At 59.4% G+C, this 15,131-nt stretch carries 13 protein-coding genes; 6 read left to right on the forward strand and 7 right to left on the reverse strand.

Translation table 11 applies throughout. The annotated features are described in order from the left end of the window. Window positions 1-440: 440 nt before the first annotated feature. A complete protein-coding gene (locus JFU47_RS03300; RefSeq protein ID WP_201180826.1) occupies window positions 441-5,354 on the forward strand; it encodes an NAD-glutamate dehydrogenase in 4,914 nt (1,637 codons plus the stop codon). A gap of 171 nt (window positions 5,355-5,525) precedes the next feature. Here JFU47_RS03300 and JFU47_RS03305 read toward each other — a convergent pair whose 3' ends face one another. From JFU47_RS03305 to pdxR, 4 genes are all read right to left on the reverse strand, one after another. Further along, window positions 5,526-6,236, reverse strand: coding sequence for an ATPase (locus JFU47_RS03305; RefSeq protein ID WP_201180828.1), 711 nt, complete (start codon window positions 6,234-6,236; stop codon window positions 5,526-5,528). Between the two features lie 228 nt (window positions 6,237-6,464). Continuing rightward, the gene (locus JFU47_RS03310) at window positions 6,465-6,881 is read right to left on the reverse strand and encodes a cupin domain-containing protein (protein ID WP_201180830.1); all 417 of its coding nucleotides are present in this window, start codon (window positions 6,879-6,881) and stop codon (window positions 6,465-6,467) included. A 188-nt stretch (window positions 6,882-7,069) separates the two neighbouring features. Further along, complete coding sequence (locus tag JFU47_RS03315; protein ID WP_008150809.1) at window positions 7,070-7,363, reverse strand: putative quinol monooxygenase; 294 nt, start codon at window positions 7,361-7,363, stop codon at window positions 7,070-7,072. Between the two features lie 123 nt (window positions 7,364-7,486). Next, on the reverse strand, window positions 7,487-8,920 hold the full coding sequence (gene pdxR / locus JFU47_RS03320) for a MocR-like pyridoxine biosynthesis transcription factor PdxR (RefSeq protein ID WP_201180831.1): 1,434 nt from the start codon (window positions 8,918-8,920) through the stop codon (window positions 7,487-7,489). Between the two features lie 207 nt (window positions 8,921-9,127). Between pdxR and JFU47_RS03325 the strand changes: the two genes are divergently transcribed. The 3 genes from JFU47_RS03325 (at window position 9,128) to JFU47_RS03335 (ending at window position 11,207) form a co-directional block, all read left to right on the forward strand. Then, on the forward strand, window positions 9,128-9,568 hold the full coding sequence (locus JFU47_RS03325; RefSeq protein ID WP_123364141.1) for a carboxymuconolactone decarboxylase family protein: 441 nt from the start codon (window positions 9,128-9,130) through the stop codon (window positions 9,566-9,568). A gap of 87 nt (window positions 9,569-9,655) precedes the next feature. Continuing rightward, the gene (locus JFU47_RS03330) at window positions 9,656-10,648 is read left to right on the forward strand and encodes a LysR family transcriptional regulator (protein WP_201180833.1); all 993 of its coding nucleotides are present in this window, start codon (window positions 9,656-9,658) and stop codon (window positions 10,646-10,648) included. Between the two features lie 37 nt (window positions 10,649-10,685). Continuing rightward, on the forward strand, window positions 10,686-11,207 hold the full coding sequence (locus JFU47_RS03335; RefSeq protein WP_201180840.1) for a GNAT family N-acetyltransferase: 522 nt from the start codon (window positions 10,686-10,688) through the stop codon (window positions 11,205-11,207). Between the two features lies 1 nt (window position 11,208). On the opposite strand, the gene JFU47_RS03340 is transcribed toward JFU47_RS03335, so the two are convergent. Then, window positions 11,209-11,901: an aspartate/glutamate racemase family protein gene (locus tag JFU47_RS03340; protein WP_201180842.1), complete on the reverse strand. Its 693-nt coding sequence runs from the start codon at window positions 11,899-11,901 to the stop codon at window positions 11,209-11,211. Between the two features lie 93 nt (window positions 11,902-11,994). On the opposite strand from JFU47_RS03340, the gene JFU47_RS03345 reads away from it, so the two are divergent. Both JFU47_RS03345 and JFU47_RS03350 read left to right on the forward strand, forming a co-directional pair. Beyond that, a complete protein-coding gene (locus tag JFU47_RS03345) occupies window positions 11,995-12,771 on the forward strand; it encodes a helix-turn-helix domain-containing protein (RefSeq protein WP_201180844.1) in 777 nt (258 codons plus the stop codon). 69 nt (window positions 12,772-12,840) lie between these two features. Beyond that, on the forward strand, window positions 12,841-13,335 hold the full coding sequence (locus tag JFU47_RS03350; protein WP_201180845.1) for a hypothetical protein: 495 nt from the start codon (window positions 12,841-12,843) through the stop codon (window positions 13,333-13,335). Between the two features lie 128 nt (window positions 13,336-13,463). Here the strand turns inward: JFU47_RS03350 and JFU47_RS03355 are convergent, their stop codons facing one another. Both JFU47_RS03355 and ccoN read right to left on the reverse strand, forming a co-directional pair. After that, window positions 13,464-13,685: a cbb3-type cytochrome c oxidase subunit 3 gene (locus JFU47_RS03355; protein WP_140678985.1), complete on the reverse strand. Its 222-nt coding sequence runs from the start codon at window positions 13,683-13,685 to the stop codon at window positions 13,464-13,466. A 15-nt stretch (window positions 13,686-13,700) separates the two neighbouring features. Further along, a complete protein-coding gene (ccoN, locus tag JFU47_RS03360; RefSeq protein ID WP_201180849.1) occupies window positions 13,701-15,128 on the reverse strand; it encodes a cytochrome-c oxidase, cbb3-type subunit I in 1,428 nt (475 codons plus the stop codon). Window positions 15,129-15,131 lie beyond the last annotated feature (3 nt).

Genomic DNA, 15,131 nt, shown 5'->3' on the forward strand with positions numbered 1-15,131 from the left:
GAATTTCTGCTCGCCTGAGTGTCAGAGGATGTGTCGTGAACATCTGGGGTGTTGCTGGTCATTTCTGGTACGGATGTGCCGCAAAACCGGGCTTAAACCCCCCGTTTTGCCGTGCGGCTGCTAGTGTTGTTCGATGCACAAGGCGCAAGCTGCGTACCGATGACCGAATATGTCGCAGCGCTGCAAGCACGGGGCTTGCCGCACTCGTTAAGCTGCGCAACGGATGAGCACCTGTAAAGACATTGCGCTGCACCTTGCCCAGTCGTTTTTGCAGATGCCCATTCATGGAAGGTGAATGTGACCTGAGTGTCTCGTCCAGCTTCACCCACCTGTCATCCTGTTTCCTCTGCCCGAGAATCAGGAACAGGGTGACGGATCGCCCCGAAAGGGGTTTGCACGCGACGCTTCCATCAATAACAAGCCCAAGCGGAGTACCACAGATGGCGTTCTTCACCGCAGCCAGCAAAGCCGACTTCCAGCACCAACTGCAAGCGGCACTGGCCCAGCACATCAGTGAACAGGCACTGCCACAAGTGGCGCTGTTCGCGGAACAATTTTTCGGCATCATTTCCCTGGACGAGCTGACCCAGCGTCGGTTGTCCGACCTCGCCGGCTGTACCCTTTCTGCGTGGCGCCTGCTTGAGCGCTTCGATCACGCGCAACCGCAAGTGCGCGTCTACAACCCCGATTACGAACGCCACGGCTGGCAGTCGACTCACACCGCGGTCGAAGTGCTGCACCACGACTTGCCATTTCTGGTGGACTCGGTACGCACCGAGCTGAACCGTCGCGGTTACAGCATTCACACCCTGCAAACCACTGTGCTGAGCGTGCGTCGCGGCAGCAAGGGCGAGCTGCTGGAAATCCTGCCGAAAGGCACCCAGGGCGACGACGTACTGCAAGAGTCGTTGATGTACCTGGAAATCGACCGTTGCGCCAACTCGGCCGAACTGAATGTCCTGAGCAAGGAACTGGAACAGGTTCTCGGTGAAGTCCGCGTTGCGGTCGCCGATTTCGAACCGATGAAAGCCAAGGTCCAGGAAATCCTCACCGGCCTGGACAACAGCCAGTTCGCTGTCGATCCGGAAGAAAAAGCCGAAATCAAAAGCTTCCTGGAATGGCTGGTGGGCAACCACTTCACCTTCCTGGGCTATGAAGAATTCGTGGTCCGCGATGAAGCCGACGGCGGCCACATCGTCTACGATCAGGGCTCCTTCCTCGGCCTGACAAAATTGCTGCGCACCGGCCTGACCTACGATGACCTGCGCATTGAAGACTACGCCGTGAACTACCTGCGCGAACCGACCCTGCTGTCGTTCGCCAAGGCTGCGCACCCAAGCCGTGTACACCGTCCGGCTTACCCGGATTACGTGTCGATCCGTGAAATCGACGCTGACGGCAACGTCATCAAGGAATGCCGTTTCATGGGCCTGTACACCTCCTCGGTGTATGGCGAGAGCGTGCGGGTCATCCCGTACATCCGCCGCAAGGTCGAAGAAATCGAACGCCGTTCCGGCTTCCAGGCCAAGGCTCACTTGGGCAAGGAACTGGCTCAGGTGGTTGAAGTGCTGCCGCGCGACGACCTGTTCCAGACCCCGGTGGACGAGCTGTTCACCACCGTGATGTCGATCGTGCAGATCCAGGAACGCAACAAGATTCGCGTGTTCCTGCGCAAAGACCCGTATGGTCGTTTCTGCTACTGCCTGGCCTACGTGCCGCGCGACATCTACTCCACCGAAGTGCGCCAGAAGATCCAGCAAGTGCTGATGGATCGCCTGAAAGCCTCGGACTGCGAGTTCTGGACCTTCTTCTCCGAGTCCGTGCTGGCCCGCGTGCAACTTATTCTGCGCGTCGATCCGAAGAACCGTCTGGACATCGACCCGGTTCTGCTGGAAAAAGAAGTGGTACAGGCCTGCCGCAGCTGGCAGGACGACTACGCGAGCCTGGTTGTCGAAAGCTTCGGCGAAGCCCACGGCACCAACGTGTTGGCCGATTTCCCGAAAGGCTTCCCGGCCGGTTACCGCGAGCGTTTCGCCGCGCATTCGGCTGTGGTCGACATGCAGCACCTGCTGAGCCTGAAAGAATCCAATCCGCTGGTGATGAGCTTCTATCAGCCACTGGGTCAGGTCTCCGGTCAGCGCGAGCTGCACTGCAAGCTGTATCACGCTGATACCCCGCTGGCGTTGTCCGACGTGTTGCCGATCCTGGAAAACCTTGGGCTGCGCGTGCTGGGTGAATTTCCGTATCGCCTGCGTCACAACAGTGGCCGCGAGTTCTGGATTCACGATTTCGCGTTCACCGCCGCTGAAGGCCTGGAACTCGACATCCAGCAACTTAACGACACCTTGCAGGACGCTTTCGTCCACATCGTGCGCGGCGATGCCGAGAACGATGCGTTCAACCGGCTGGTGCTGACCGCCGGCCTGCCATGGCGCGATGTCGCGCTGCTGCGTGCCTACGCCCGTTACATGAAGCAGATTCGCCTGGGCTTCGACCTGGGTTACATCGCCAGCACCCTGAACAACCACACCGACATCGCTCGCGAGTTGACCCGGTTGTTCAAAACCCGTTTCTACCTGGCCCGCAAGCTCGGTACTGACGATCTGGAAGACAAGCAGCAACGCCTGGAACACGCGATTCTGAGCGCACTGGACGACGTCCAGGTGTTGAACGAAGACCGGATCCTGCGTCGCTACCTGGACCTGATCAAGGCCACCCTGCGGACCAACTTCTACCAGACCGATTCCCACGGTCAGAACAAGTCCTACTTCAGCTTCAAGTTCAACCCGCACCAGATTCCAGAGCTGCCGAAGCCAGTACCGAAGTTCGAAATCTTCGTTTACTCGCCACGCGTCGAAGGTGTGCACCTGCGCTTCGGCAACGTTGCTCGCGGTGGTCTGCGCTGGTCTGATCGTGAAGAAGACTACCGCACTGAAGTCCTGGGCCTGGTAAAAGCCCAGCAAGTGAAGAACTCGGTCATCGTGCCGGTTGGCGCGAAGGGCGGCTTCCTGCCGCGTCGCCTGCCACTGGGTGGCGGTCGAGACGAGATCGCGGCCGAGGGCATCGCCTGCTACCGCATCTTCATCTCGGGCCTGTTGGACATCACCGACAACCTGAAAGACGGCGCGCTGGTACCGCCGGTCAACGTCGTGCGTCATGACGACGATGACCCGTACCTGGTGGTTGCTGCGGACAAGGGCACTGCAACCTTCTCCGACATCGCCAACGGTATCGCCATCGACTACGGCTTCTGGCTCGGCGATGCGTTCGCATCGGGCGGCTCGGCCGGTTACGACCACAAGAAAATGGGCATCACCGCCAAGGGCGCGTGGGTTGGCGTTCAACGTCACTTCCGCGAACGCGGCATCAATGTCCAGGAAGACAACATCACTGTGGTCGGCGTCGGCGACATGGCCGGTGACGTGTTCGGTAACGGCTTGTTGATGTCCGACAAGCTGCAACTGGTCGCAGCGTTCAACCACTTGCACATCTTCATTGACCCGAACCCGGAGCCGGCCAACAGCTTCGCAGAGCGTCAGCGCCTGTTCGACCTGCCGCGTTCGGCCTGGTCGGACTACGACACCAGCATCATGTCCGAAGGCGGCGGGATCTTCTCCCGTAGCGCGAAAAGCATCGCGATTTCCCCGCAGATGAAAGAGCGCTTCGACATTCAGGCTGACAAGCTGACCCCGACCGAACTGCTGAATGCCTTGCTCAAGGCACCGGTGGACCTGTTGTGGAACGGCGGTATCGGTACTTACGTCAAAGCCAGCAGCGAAAGCCACGCCGATGTCGGCGACAAGGCCAACGATGCACTGCGCGTGAACGGCAACGAACTGCGCTGCAAAGTCGTGGGCGAGGGCGGTAACCTCGGTATGACCCAGCTGGGTCGTGTCGAATTCGGCCTCAATGGCGGCGGTTCCAACACCGACTTCATCGACAACGCCGGTGGTGTGGACTGCTCCGACCACGAAGTGAACATCAAGATCCTGCTGAACGAAGTGGTTCATGCCGGTGACATGACCGACAAGCAACGTAACCAGTTGCTGGCGAGCATGACCGACGAAGTCGGCAACCTGGTGCTTGGCAACAACTACAAGCAGACTCAGGCACTGTCCCTGGCGGCACGCCGTGCCTTCGTGCGGATTGCCGAATACAAGCGTCTGATGAACGATCTGGAAGGCCGTGGCAAGCTGGATCGCGCCATCGAGTTCCTGCCGTCTGAAGAAGCGATCAACGAGCGCCTCGCGGAAGGCCATGGCCTGACCCGTGCAGAACTGTCGGTGCTGATCTCCTACAGCAAGATCGACCTCAAGGAAGCGCTGCTCAATTCTCAGGTGCCGGACGACGATTACCTGACGCGCGACATGGAAACCGCTTTCCCGCCGACCCTGGTGAGCAAGTTCTCCGACGCCATGCGCCGTCACCGTCTGAAGCGTGAGATCGTCAGCACCCAGATCGCTAACGATCTGGTCAACCACATGGGCATCACCTTCGTTCAACGACTCAAAGAGTCGACCGGCATGAGCCCGGCGAACGTGGCCGGTGCTTACGTGATCGTGCGTGACATCTTCCACCTCCCGCACTGGTTCCGTCAGATCGAAGCCCTGGACTACCAGGTTTCCGCCGACGTACAACTGGAGCTGATGGACGAGCTGATGCGTCTGGGCCGTCGCGCTACGCGCTGGTTCCTGCGCAGCCGTCGCAACGAGCAGAATGCTGCCCGTGACGTCGCGCACTTCGGTCCACATCTGGCAGCGCTGGGCCTCAAGCTCGACGAATTGCTGGAAGGCCCGACCCGCGAAGGCTGGCAGACCCGTTATCAGGCGTACGTTGCGGCTGGCGTTCCTGAGTTGCTGGCACGCATGGTTGCAGGCACCACTCACCTGTACACCTTGCTGCCGATCATCGAAGCGTCCGACGTGACCGGTCAGAACGCAGCCGACGTGGCGAAGGCTTACTTCGCCGTGGGCAGCGCGCTGGACATCACCTGGTACCTGCAACAGATCAGCGCTCTGCCGGTTGAAAACAACTGGCAGGCCCTGGCCCGTGAAGCGTTCCGCGATGACGTCGACTGGCAACAACGTGCGATCACCATCTCCGTCCTGCAACAGGGCGACGGCACCCAGGACGTGGAAACCCGTCTGGAGCTGTGGATGGAAGAGCACGAAGGGATGATCGAACGCTGGCGCGCCATGCTGGTAGAAATCCGTGCCGCCAGCGGCACTGATTACGCCATGTATGCGGTGGCCAACCGTGAGTTGCTGGATCTGGCGTTGAGCGGTCAAGCGGTAGTGCCTACTGCTGCCGCTGCCGCTGCCGCTGTCAGCGCTGAGTTGGAACCGGCTGCCTGATCAGGCGCTGAATGAAGAAGCCCCGTCTTGAGAGAGGCGGGGCTTTTTTTGCCTGAAGGTTTTGTACCGTCTGGTCGAGCCCTTTCGCGAGCAGGCTCGCTCCCACATTGGTTTTGCGTCGTACACATAATCAATGTGGGAGCGAGCCTGCTCGCGAAAGGGGCATCAACTTCAATGCAACTTTTTGCCTATATTATTATCGATCATCGACACTTTATCTGTCGGTCTGGTCAATAAATTACTGAGCGACTGGTCAAACTTTTGCAAGGCCCTGACCTGCACGTTCTGTTGTTCGTTTATATCGGCAACTATCTCTTCGCTGCGTTTATAGTCTGCCCATAACGGACTCAGTTCTTTAGCGTCATGCCCTTGCGCAGTGCCGATGTAGTTGAAATGGGTATCGTAGAAAGCGGCGCTGACATTCGCGCTGATATCCGAACTGCGCGACGTCATCAGTTGACTGCGCGTATCGACAACGGCGACCACGTCCGGTTTAGCGTCCCTGAGACTTTGCATGTCCGGATACACCGTCACCGAGCCAAACTGCCGTTGCAAGGATGCTTTGACCCAGTCCACTGCCAGGTCCGGTTTGGAGGTGGCGACGTAGGCATCGTGAATCGACTGCACCAGCAGGCTCTGGCCGAAACCGGTGCCGGCGTTGCTCTGGTAATCCTGAAGGTAGGCGCGGTTGGTCTGAGTGTTGCGGCTGTAGACGATGCCCAGGGAAACGTTGCTGCCATTGGCGACATGTGTGGCACTGTTGCGACCTACCGGCTCGGTGAAGAGGCCGTCGAGCGAAGAAACAGCCTTCGGTGCAGTGGGTATTGAACAACCCGTTAAAAGAACCGTCATCGACAAGGTACTGACAAGTGCAAGTTTCATGGTGTTTCTCCAGTGAAACAACTTGAGTCGGAAAGTTTATATGCCGGACGTGGTCGGCGGTGATTCCAGACTAAACCTGTCGTTGCTGAATGAAACAGCCAATCTCTGCACTTATCAGGCAGCCAATAGTTTTGTTTGGTTTAAAAGGTCCCGGTTAATTGCGCCGGGAAATAAAAAGGCCCGAATGCTTAATTCGAGCCTGTTTATTTATGGCTGGCGCAACAGCTATCAGTTTTCCAAAGGGATCAATATTTTTTCTTCTGGCGCTAACACCATAAACACCAACAGTTTGGCGGGTTTGGTGGTACTGGCATTTTTCGAGACCAAATGCTCCGAGCCGGCCGGTTCGTACCAGTATTCACCGGCCTTGTAAGTGATCGCCTTTTCCCCTTTGACCTGGGAGATGATTTCTCCCGAAATGACGTAAGCCATGGCCGTGCCCTCGTGCTTGTGGGCGATGGACGATTGGCCGGGTTTGTAATCGACTTCGATCATCAGCGCTTTTTTACCCGGTGCGTTTTTCAACATCTGGTCCTGCAACACGGTGACCTTTTCCGAAGGCGCGGCTTCGTGGGCGAATGCCGCGGCGGAAACGGTCAGGGCGAGGGCGGCGAAGGGCGCAGCACAGTAGCGGAAGACTTTCATGGGTATCACCTGCTTGGTTAGTCGTCAGGGACCACAGTAAGTCTCGGCCAATGCCAAACAAACAGCCAATTTTCGTGAAGGCGAGGGGACCAATCATGCGCGTTGAAAAAACAAGATCGCCGCCTCCAGCCACTCCTGCAGGGGTACCCATTGCCCTGTAGGAGTGGCCGAAGGCGGCGACCTAATTTTTAAACGATAGGAAAGCTGTTGAAGTCGACGCTGTTGGCCAGGCGGCTGTCGATCAGGCCGATAAAGCCTTGGACTTCAGGGCAGTTGAAATGCATTTGCATGGCCGCTTCCGATTGCCAGCGGGCGCTGACCGTCCAGCGGTTGTCGTCCTCGGGGCAGCGGTCGACCATATAGGAGTCACAGCCCGGTAGTTCGCGCAGGGTGTCGACAATCTTTTGCAGTTGCTTGCCCAGTTCGTCCGAGCGGCCGGCGGCGGCCTGCACCTTAACGGTATTGATCACTTCGTTGGACATTGCTCACACTCCTGAATCAGGCCGGACGAATCCTGCTCATTGAGAGATAACGCTTATGCAGGATAGGCCTGCATCCCCGGACCACCAATAGCCAATCGCGGAATAAAAACGCAGACCAATCCGTCAGGCAACCTGCTGCAAAATGTCCCGCAGGCGGTCCAGGGCAATGTCGATGTCCAGGGTTTCAATGGCGCCAAAACCCAGGAAAAGCCCGGCCTGCGGCGCTTGCTGATAAAAAAAGCTGTCGATGGGATACACCCCGACTTCGACCTTTTTTGCAAGTGTGATCACCAATGGAATATCGATAGACACTTTGCACATAACCACCATGTGGAACCCGGCGGTGGTCGGGACAGCCTCGAGCCACGGTGAAAGATCGCCGGCCATGCGCTCGAGGATCCGCTCACGACGCCCGGCATAGATCGTATGGCAGCGCCGAATGTGCTTGAGCAGACAGCCTTCGGCGATGAACTTGGCCAGCGCCCATTGGGGCAGGGTGGACGTGTGCAGGTCGGTGAGCTGCTTCGCGCGAATGACCGCTTCGAGTATTGCCGGCGGCAGGATCGCATAACCCAGGCGCAGTTCCGGCAGCAGGGTTTTCGAAAAGGTCCCGACGTAGGCGACGATGCCGCGTTCATCCATGCTTTGCAGTGAATCGGTGGGCCGGCCCTCGTAGCGGAATTCGCTGTCGTAATCGTCCTCGATGATGATCGCGCCCAACTCATGGGCTCGCTCCAGCAGCGCCACCCGGCGCGCCTGGCTCATCGGCATGCCGAGCGGGAACTGGTGGGACGGCGTGACGTAGATCAGGCGGGTACCAAGGGGGATCTTGTCCACCTGAATGCCTTCTGCATCCACCGGGACGCCGATCACTGTGGCGCCGTGGGTACTGAACAACAGGCGTGCGGGCGGATAGCCGGGGTCTTCCATGGCGACAATGCTGCCAGGACGTGTGAGCACCCGGGAGATCAGGTCCAGCGCCTGTTGCGCGCCGTTGCACACCACCACGTCTTCGTCCTGGCAATTGACCCCGCGAGAAAACGCGATGTGTCGGGCGATGGCGTTGCGCAGTGCCGGCAAGCCTTCGGGCAGGCTGTAGAAGCCCTTGGACGCAGCGATTTGGCGTAAGGCATGAGCGGTGCAGCGCCGCCAGTCATCCTGGGGAAACTGGCCCTTGCTGGTGGCGCCGCCGATGAAGTCATAGCGTAACGAGCCTTCCAGCGTCGGATGGCGCAGGAACACCGGGAGGTTGCGCCAGGACTCGATGACCTCGGCACTGGCCAATTCCGAATGGCTCTGTTTACGGGTGATTTTCGCCGGTCGGGCGTTGACATAGGTGCCTTTGCCAATGACCCCGGTGAGGAAGTTTTCGTAGGTCAGTTGCGTGTAGGTGTCGGAAATGGTCTTGCGCGAAATGCCCAATTGTTCTGCCAGCAAACGACTGGGCGGTAGTTGCGTCCCGGCTGCCAGACGGCCGGATTCAATGGCGCTGCGCAGTTGGTTGTACAACTGGCCTGCCAGGTCCTTGCGGCCGTTGATGACAACGTGAAGTTCCATACCGGCGAGGCTCCTGGGGCGATTGAGGCGCGTGTGCGTCGGGCCAGATTACCCGCATGAGCGCCTGCGCAAAAGTTGCGTGGGCGAAAAACCTCCGATTGGTCTGGTGCCTGAGTGGTCCACGGGTATTTCGCAGAATTGGATCTGTAACGCCTGCGTATCAACGCCTACCTTGGGGGGCACACATTCGATCCACGAGGTCACTCCATGAACGCCCGCCTGGATTACTACAGCGCATCGCCCAAGGCGATGAAAGCGATGATTGCCATGGAGGCCTTGACCAGCAACCTCAGCATCGAGCCGGCCTTGCTGCACTTGATCAAGATCCGTGCGTCGCAACTCAATGGCTGCGCCTTCTGCACCGACATGCACTCGGTGGATGCCCGGCGCCTGGGCGAGACTGACCGTCGGTTGTATTCGATCGTGGTCTGGCGCGACAGCGGCTTCTTCAATGCGCGAGAACGCGCGGCGCTGGCCTGGACCGAAGCCGTCACCTTGCTTTCTGAAAACCATGTGCCGGACGAGGTCTACGCGCAGGCCCGGGAGCAGTTCAACGAAGGCGAGATGGTCGACCTGACCATCGCCGTCACCACCATCAACAGCTGGAATCGCCTGGCAGTGAGTTTCCGGCAAACCCCCGGAGGCTGAATCGATTATCCGCCCCGAGCGTCACATCAGGTTCATAAACACTGCGCAGGATGAGACCTTCAAGGACAGTTCGACAGGGAGTCAGCGATGCGATTCATGGAAACCACAGGTCGTCAGCGAGTTGCCGAGTACCGCGCGCCCGTAGAAAAAACCTCATCCTGGCGCACTCTGGCGGCAGGGATCGATCCGGTACTGGCGCAGTTTTTTCGAGTCAGTGCCCGTTGCGGCTGTTTCATGCAGGCAGCCCGCAGTCTCAACATCAAGGCCACCCAGCTGCGCAAACAATTGGCGCAACTTGAAGCGCAACTGCAGTGTTCGCTATTCAGCCATTCAGAGAATGGCGTTGCCCTCAGTCGTGACGGATTGCAGCTGCAATCGCAGTTGATTGCTCTGGCCCATGAGCGCGATTTGCCGGTGATCGAACAGCCGTTGATTCGCCTGGCCGTCGCCGAATCGATCCTGCATGACATTCTCGGTCGCGATCTGGTTGCCTTGTTGCGGCGCAACGCCAGCGTGCGCCTGGACATCATCACCCTGGACAGCGAGCTCTCCCTGCAAGCGGTCAGTGCCGATGTGGTGCTGTGGCTGGCCGGCACCGATTCACCGCTGCCCGGCCCGAGTTTTGCTGTCAGCGAGCCCCGGCGTCTGGCGCGGCTCGACTATCTGCCCCACATCGCCAAACGTTATTCACGGGTCGCGTCCCGCCCTGACAGCCTCGATGACCTGGCGGATTTCCTGCTGGTGCAATGGCAGCATGACCGTCAGGTCGACTGTTTCCGGCCGTGGAATACCCTCGTGGACCAGCGCCTGGCCGGAGTGGTGCAGTTGCATTCCTATGAGCTGATGCTGGAGATGATCCGTTGCAGCGCCTGCATTGGCCTGCTGCCCGGATACATCAGCCGCTTCGATCGCGGCCTGATTGAATTGCCGGGGCTGTTCAGTCAACCGATGCAGCGCGAGGTATGGATGGCGGTCAATGCGCAGTCCGAGGGTTCAGCGCAGGTGCAGATGATCGTCGAGCTGATTCAGAACACCTTCAATGAACGGCGGGAGTGGTTCGAACAACCTTCAGCGGTATAGAGTGGGCGGCCATGTCTGTCTCAAGGATGAATCACCCATGCCCGCCACCGACGCTGTCATTTCTCTCGAACGTTTCAACGAATCCCACATCGACGGCATTACCGCGCTCTACAACGACCCGGCCATTACCCGGCAGGTGCTGCAAATGCCATTTCAGTCCGCGGAAGTCTGGCGCAAGCGCCTGGCGCCGGACAACGAGCGTGTGGTGCAGCTGGTGGCGCTGCATCAAGGGACGGTCATCGGCAATATTGGCCTGGAGCAGTTTTCGCGGATCCGTCGCAGCCATGCCGGCAATCTGGGCATGGGCGTCGCGACGGCGTGGCAGGGCAAGGGCGTCGGCTCGAAGCTGTTGGCGGCGGCGCTGGACATCGCCGACAACTGGATGAACCTGCAACGGCTCGAGCTTTCGGTGTACGCCGACAACGAAGCTGCCATCGGGCTTTATCGCAAGTTCGGCTTCGACACCGAAGGGCTGTTTCGCGACTATGCCGTGCGTGATGGTGGATGGGTCGATGCCTTGAGCATGGCGCGCCTGCGTCGCACGCCCAAGGCCGGTTGAGTCACTCGCCCAAGGCGAACGCCACCGCCGCCTGCGCATGCAGTTCGGTGGTGTCGAGCAAGGGCAGGGCGCTGTGCTCGGGTTTGATCAGCAGGCCGATTTCCGTGCAGCCGAGGATGATCGCCTGGGCACCGCGTCGGGTCAGTGATTCGATGACCTGCTGATACACCTTGCGCGACGCCTCGCTGATCACCCCGACGCACAACTCGTCATAGATGATCCGGTGGACGGCCTGACGTTCATCGGCATCCGGTACCAAAACGGTCAGCCCCATCGACGTCAGGCGTTCCTTGAGGAAGTCCTGCTCCATGGTGAACGCTGTGCCGAGCAATCCAATCCTCAGCGCGCCAGCCTCAACGGCAGCCTGACCCGCCGGGTCGGCGATGTGCAGAAACGGAATACTGATCGCTGCCTGAATCTGCCCCGCCACCTTGTGCATGGTGTTGGTGCACAACACCACGCAATCGGCGCCACCCGCCTGCAGCCGTTGGGCTGCGTCCACCAGAATCGCCGCCGCATCGTCCCAGCGCCCGGCGTGCTGGGCCTGTTCGACAGGGCCAAAGTCGACGCTGTACATTAGCAATTTCGCGGAACGCAACGGCCCGAGCCGGTCGCGCACTTGCTGGTTGATGAGACGGTAATACTCGGCGCTGGACTCCCAGCTCATGCCGCCGATAAGGCCGATGGTGCGCATGTCGTGCTCCTGTTGATGGCAACCCTTTGTTCGAGCATGCCCTTATTTGAGAGTACCCGTGGCTCTTCATCGCGATCTATCAGGAAATTTCACATGCCAGCGGCGCTAAGCCAGGATCTGCTGGGTGGCAGACTTTTCCTGCAGCTTTTGCCCCGTGCGGCTTACAGCGCGCGTGACCCTGTGCAGTGGCAAACCCTTGGGGTAACACTGGAACGTCAACAAGGTGTGCACGCCATCGATTCGGATCACCGGGTGGATTTCGATACCTTGCCTGGCGTGCTGGCTTACACCCCGGTCGGCGTGGACGTGTTTTCCGAATCGGCCAGTGGTGGCGAATACCTGCTGATGCGTCTGGAGGAGCCGTTGGCCGATCAGCATTTACCTGCGGTTGACCACCGTGTGCAGTCTTCAGGCAATCGACGTGCTCTGATGCTGGGCCGGGAACTGCGGCGTCTGTTGCTCGCTCCGCAACCGGACAGGTTGGCGCTTGAGCAAAGGGCGGTGGAATTCGTTGGTTTGATGAACCCGAAGGCCAGTACTGCGCAACGTGTCACGCCCAGGGTTTTCACCCGAGTGCTGGACCAGATCGCCGAGCAGTTCCACGAACCCCTGACCCTTGAACAATTGGCCGCCACCTACGGGCAAAACGAGCTGCGCTTTCTGCGCGACTTCACCCGGGCCATCGGCCTGACACCCCACGCTTTCCTCGTTGAAGTGCGGCTTCAGGCAGCACGCCGGATGATCGAACACACCGACCTGTCCCTGGCCGACATCGCCCTGGACGCCGGCTTCGCCCATCAGTCCCACATGGGCAGTGCCTTTCGCAAATACCTGGCCATGACCCCCAGCCAATACCGTTCACGCTTTTAGTCGTACGCCGGCAGCGCGCATCTGCCATGCTCAAAGTCCGCAGCACCGCTTCAACAAAGGAACACCGCAATGGACGACGTACAGCAACTGGGTGAGATGCTTCGCCATTACGCAGAAAGCGAAGCGCACAAGAAGCAACTGTTCGAATCGCAATCGGCCGTGTGGGCGACGCGCATTGGTGAACTGTTCGATCAGATCCAGCAATGGCTGGAACCGGTCCAGGTGCCGAATCTGCTGGAGGTGAGCCGCGAGGCTTATGTGGCCTCGGGGCCGAGCGCGCCGGTCGAAACGTCGACCTTCAAGACTGAGAAGCTGTCCATTGTGATCGCCGGTAAACCGGTGGAATTTGTGCCGGATGTGATGGGTGCCGGTGGTCAGATTTCACTGGCCGTGATGGGCCTGACAGCCGCGCGGTACGGCAGCATTTCGCTGGTGTGCCTGCCGCCGTCCAGTAGCTGGCAATGGCGCAAGACCAATGGCTTGAAAGACCCGGATACCTTTGCCTTTGATGCGAACTTTTTGGCGCAGCAGTTGCAGAGCTTGATCCCCCGCGAGCGTAGCTGAACCCTCTGACCTGACACATACCCTGTGGGAGCGAGCCTGCTCGCGATGAGGCCATAACATCCAACATCCATGTTGACTGTTACACCGCCATCGCGAGCAAGCTCGCTCCCACATTGATTGGCGTGGCGTCAGATTTCCAGGTTGCCCCAGCCAGGTTTCACCTCTTCCGGCGCTACCGCCTTCACGGTCTTGCCCGTCGCCAACTCCACCCGTCGCGCCACCTCCGGGTCATCGGCAAACGGAATCAGACTGGCTTCATCCAGACTCTCCGCCGTCTGGTGTTTCAGGCAGTATTCAACTGCCAGCCAAAGCCCCACAACGCCCAACACATTCAGCACGACCTCAATCATCTCAAGCCCCCTGCCTCAGGCAATCTGTGCTTCGCGGTGGGCCATTTCGACGTCCGAAACCCGCACCGTGCGCCAGACGTTGTAAGCCATCAGCAACATGCCGCTGAGGAAGAACACACCGCCGGCGAAGCGCACCACGAACCCTGGATGACTGGCCTGCAAGGCTTCGACGAAGGAGTAGGTCAGCGTGCCGTCGTCGTTGATCGCACGCCACATCAAGCCCTGGGTGATGCCGTTGACCCACATCGAGGCGATGTACAGCACCGTGCCGATGGTCGCCAGCCAGAAGTGCAGGTTGATCAGCGGTGTGCTGTACATCTGTAAACGTCCGAAGACTTTCGGGATCATGTGGTACAGCGAGCCGAAGGTGATCATCGCCACCCAACCGAGGGCGCCGGCGTGAACGTGGCCGATGGTCCAGTCGGTGTAGTGGGAGAGGGCATTGACCGTCTTGATCGCCATCATCGGTCCTTCGAAGGTCGACATCCCGTAGAAGGCCAGGGACAACACCAAAAAACGCAGGATCGGGTCGGTGCGCAATTTATGCCAGGCGCCCGAGAGCGTCATCATGCCGTTGATCATCCCGCCCCAGCTCGGTGCCAGCAGGATCAGCGACATCGCCATGCCGAGCGACTGCGCCCAGTCCGGTAGCGCGGTGTAATGCAAGTGGTGCGGGCCGGCCCAGATGTACAGGGTAATCAGCGCCCAGAAATGCACGATCGACAGTCGATAGGAATACACCGGCCGCCCGACCTGTTTCGGCACGAAGTAATACATCATCCCGAGGAACCCGGTGGTCAGGAAGAAACCCACCGCGTTGTGCCCGTACCACCACTGCACCATGGCGTCGGTCGCCCCGGAATACACCGGATAGGACTTGAACCAGTCCACCGGAATCGCCAGGTGATTGACCACGTGCAGCATGGCGATGACCACGATGAACGCGCCGAAGAACCAGTTGCCGACGTAGATGTGTTTAGTCTTGCGTCGCACCACGGTGGTGAAAAACACAATCGCATAAGCGACCCAGACCACCGTCATCCACACCGCGCCGGAGAATTCGATCTCGGCGTATTCCTTGGTGGTGGTGTAGCCCAGCGGCAGGGTGATCAGCATCACCACGATCACCGACTGCCAGCCCCAAAAAGTGAATGCCGCGAGCTTGTCCGAAAACAACCGCACCTGGCAGGTGCGCTGCACCGCGTAGTAACTGGCGGCGAATTGCGCGCTGCCGGCAAAGCCGAAAATCACCAGGCTGGTGTGCAGCGGGCGCAAGCGGCCGAAGGTGGTCCATGGCAGGTCGAGGTTCATCTGTGGCCACACCAGTTGCGAGGCGATCCACACCCCCATCGCCATCCCCACGACACCCCAAACCACGGTTGCCACGACGAATTGGCGGACGACCTTGTAGTTATAGGCCTGTCCGATTGTTGCTGTGCTCATGGT

Origin of the sequence: Pseudomonas sp. TH39(2020) (assembly GCF_016650715.1) — a bacterium.
In the GTDB taxonomy this organism is placed as follows: Bacteria; Pseudomonadota; Gammaproteobacteria; order Pseudomonadales; family Pseudomonadaceae; genus Aquipseudomonas; species Aquipseudomonas mandelii_C.

Coding starts and splice junctions, on each gene's coding strand:
- JFU47_RS03310 (WP_201180830.1), bottom strand. CDS start 6,881: ATGAAAGTCTTCCGCTACTGTGCTGCGCCCTTCGCCGCCCTCGCCCTG.
- JFU47_RS03350 (WP_201180845.1), top strand. CDS start 12,841: ATGGACGACGTACAGCAACTGGGTGAGATGCTTCGCCATTACGCAGAA.
- JFU47_RS03305 (WP_201180828.1), bottom strand. CDS start 6,236: ATGAAACTTGCACTTGTCAGTACCTTGTCGATGACGGTTCTTTTAACG.
- JFU47_RS03340 (WP_201180842.1), bottom strand. CDS start 11,901: ATGCGCACCATCGGCCTTATCGGCGGCATGAGCTGGGAGTCCAGCGCC.
- JFU47_RS03315 (WP_008150809.1), bottom strand. CDS start 7,363: ATGTCCAACGAAGTGATCAATACCGTTAAGGTGCAGGCCGCCGCCGGC.
- ccoN (WP_201180849.1), bottom strand. CDS start 15,128: ATGAGCACAGCAACAATCGGACAGGCCTATAACTACAAGGTCGTCCGC.
- JFU47_RS03300 (WP_201180826.1), top strand. CDS start 441: ATGGCGTTCTTCACCGCAGCCAGCAAAGCCGACTTCCAGCACCAACTG.
- pdxR (WP_201180831.1), bottom strand. CDS start 8,920: ATGGAACTTCACGTTGTCATCAACGGCCGCAAGGACCTGGCAGGCCAG.
- JFU47_RS03345 (WP_201180844.1), top strand. CDS start 11,995: ATGCCAGCGGCGCTAAGCCAGGATCTGCTGGGTGGCAGACTTTTCCTG.
- JFU47_RS03325 (WP_123364141.1), top strand. CDS start 9,128: ATGAACGCCCGCCTGGATTACTACAGCGCATCGCCCAAGGCGATGAAA.
- JFU47_RS03330 (WP_201180833.1), top strand. CDS start 9,656: ATGCGATTCATGGAAACCACAGGTCGTCAGCGAGTTGCCGAGTACCGC.
- JFU47_RS03355 (WP_140678985.1), bottom strand. CDS start 13,685: ATGATTGAGGTCGTGCTGAATGTGTTGGGCGTTGTGGGGCTTTGGCTG.
- JFU47_RS03335 (WP_201180840.1), top strand. CDS start 10,686: ATGCCCGCCACCGACGCTGTCATTTCTCTCGAACGTTTCAACGAATCC.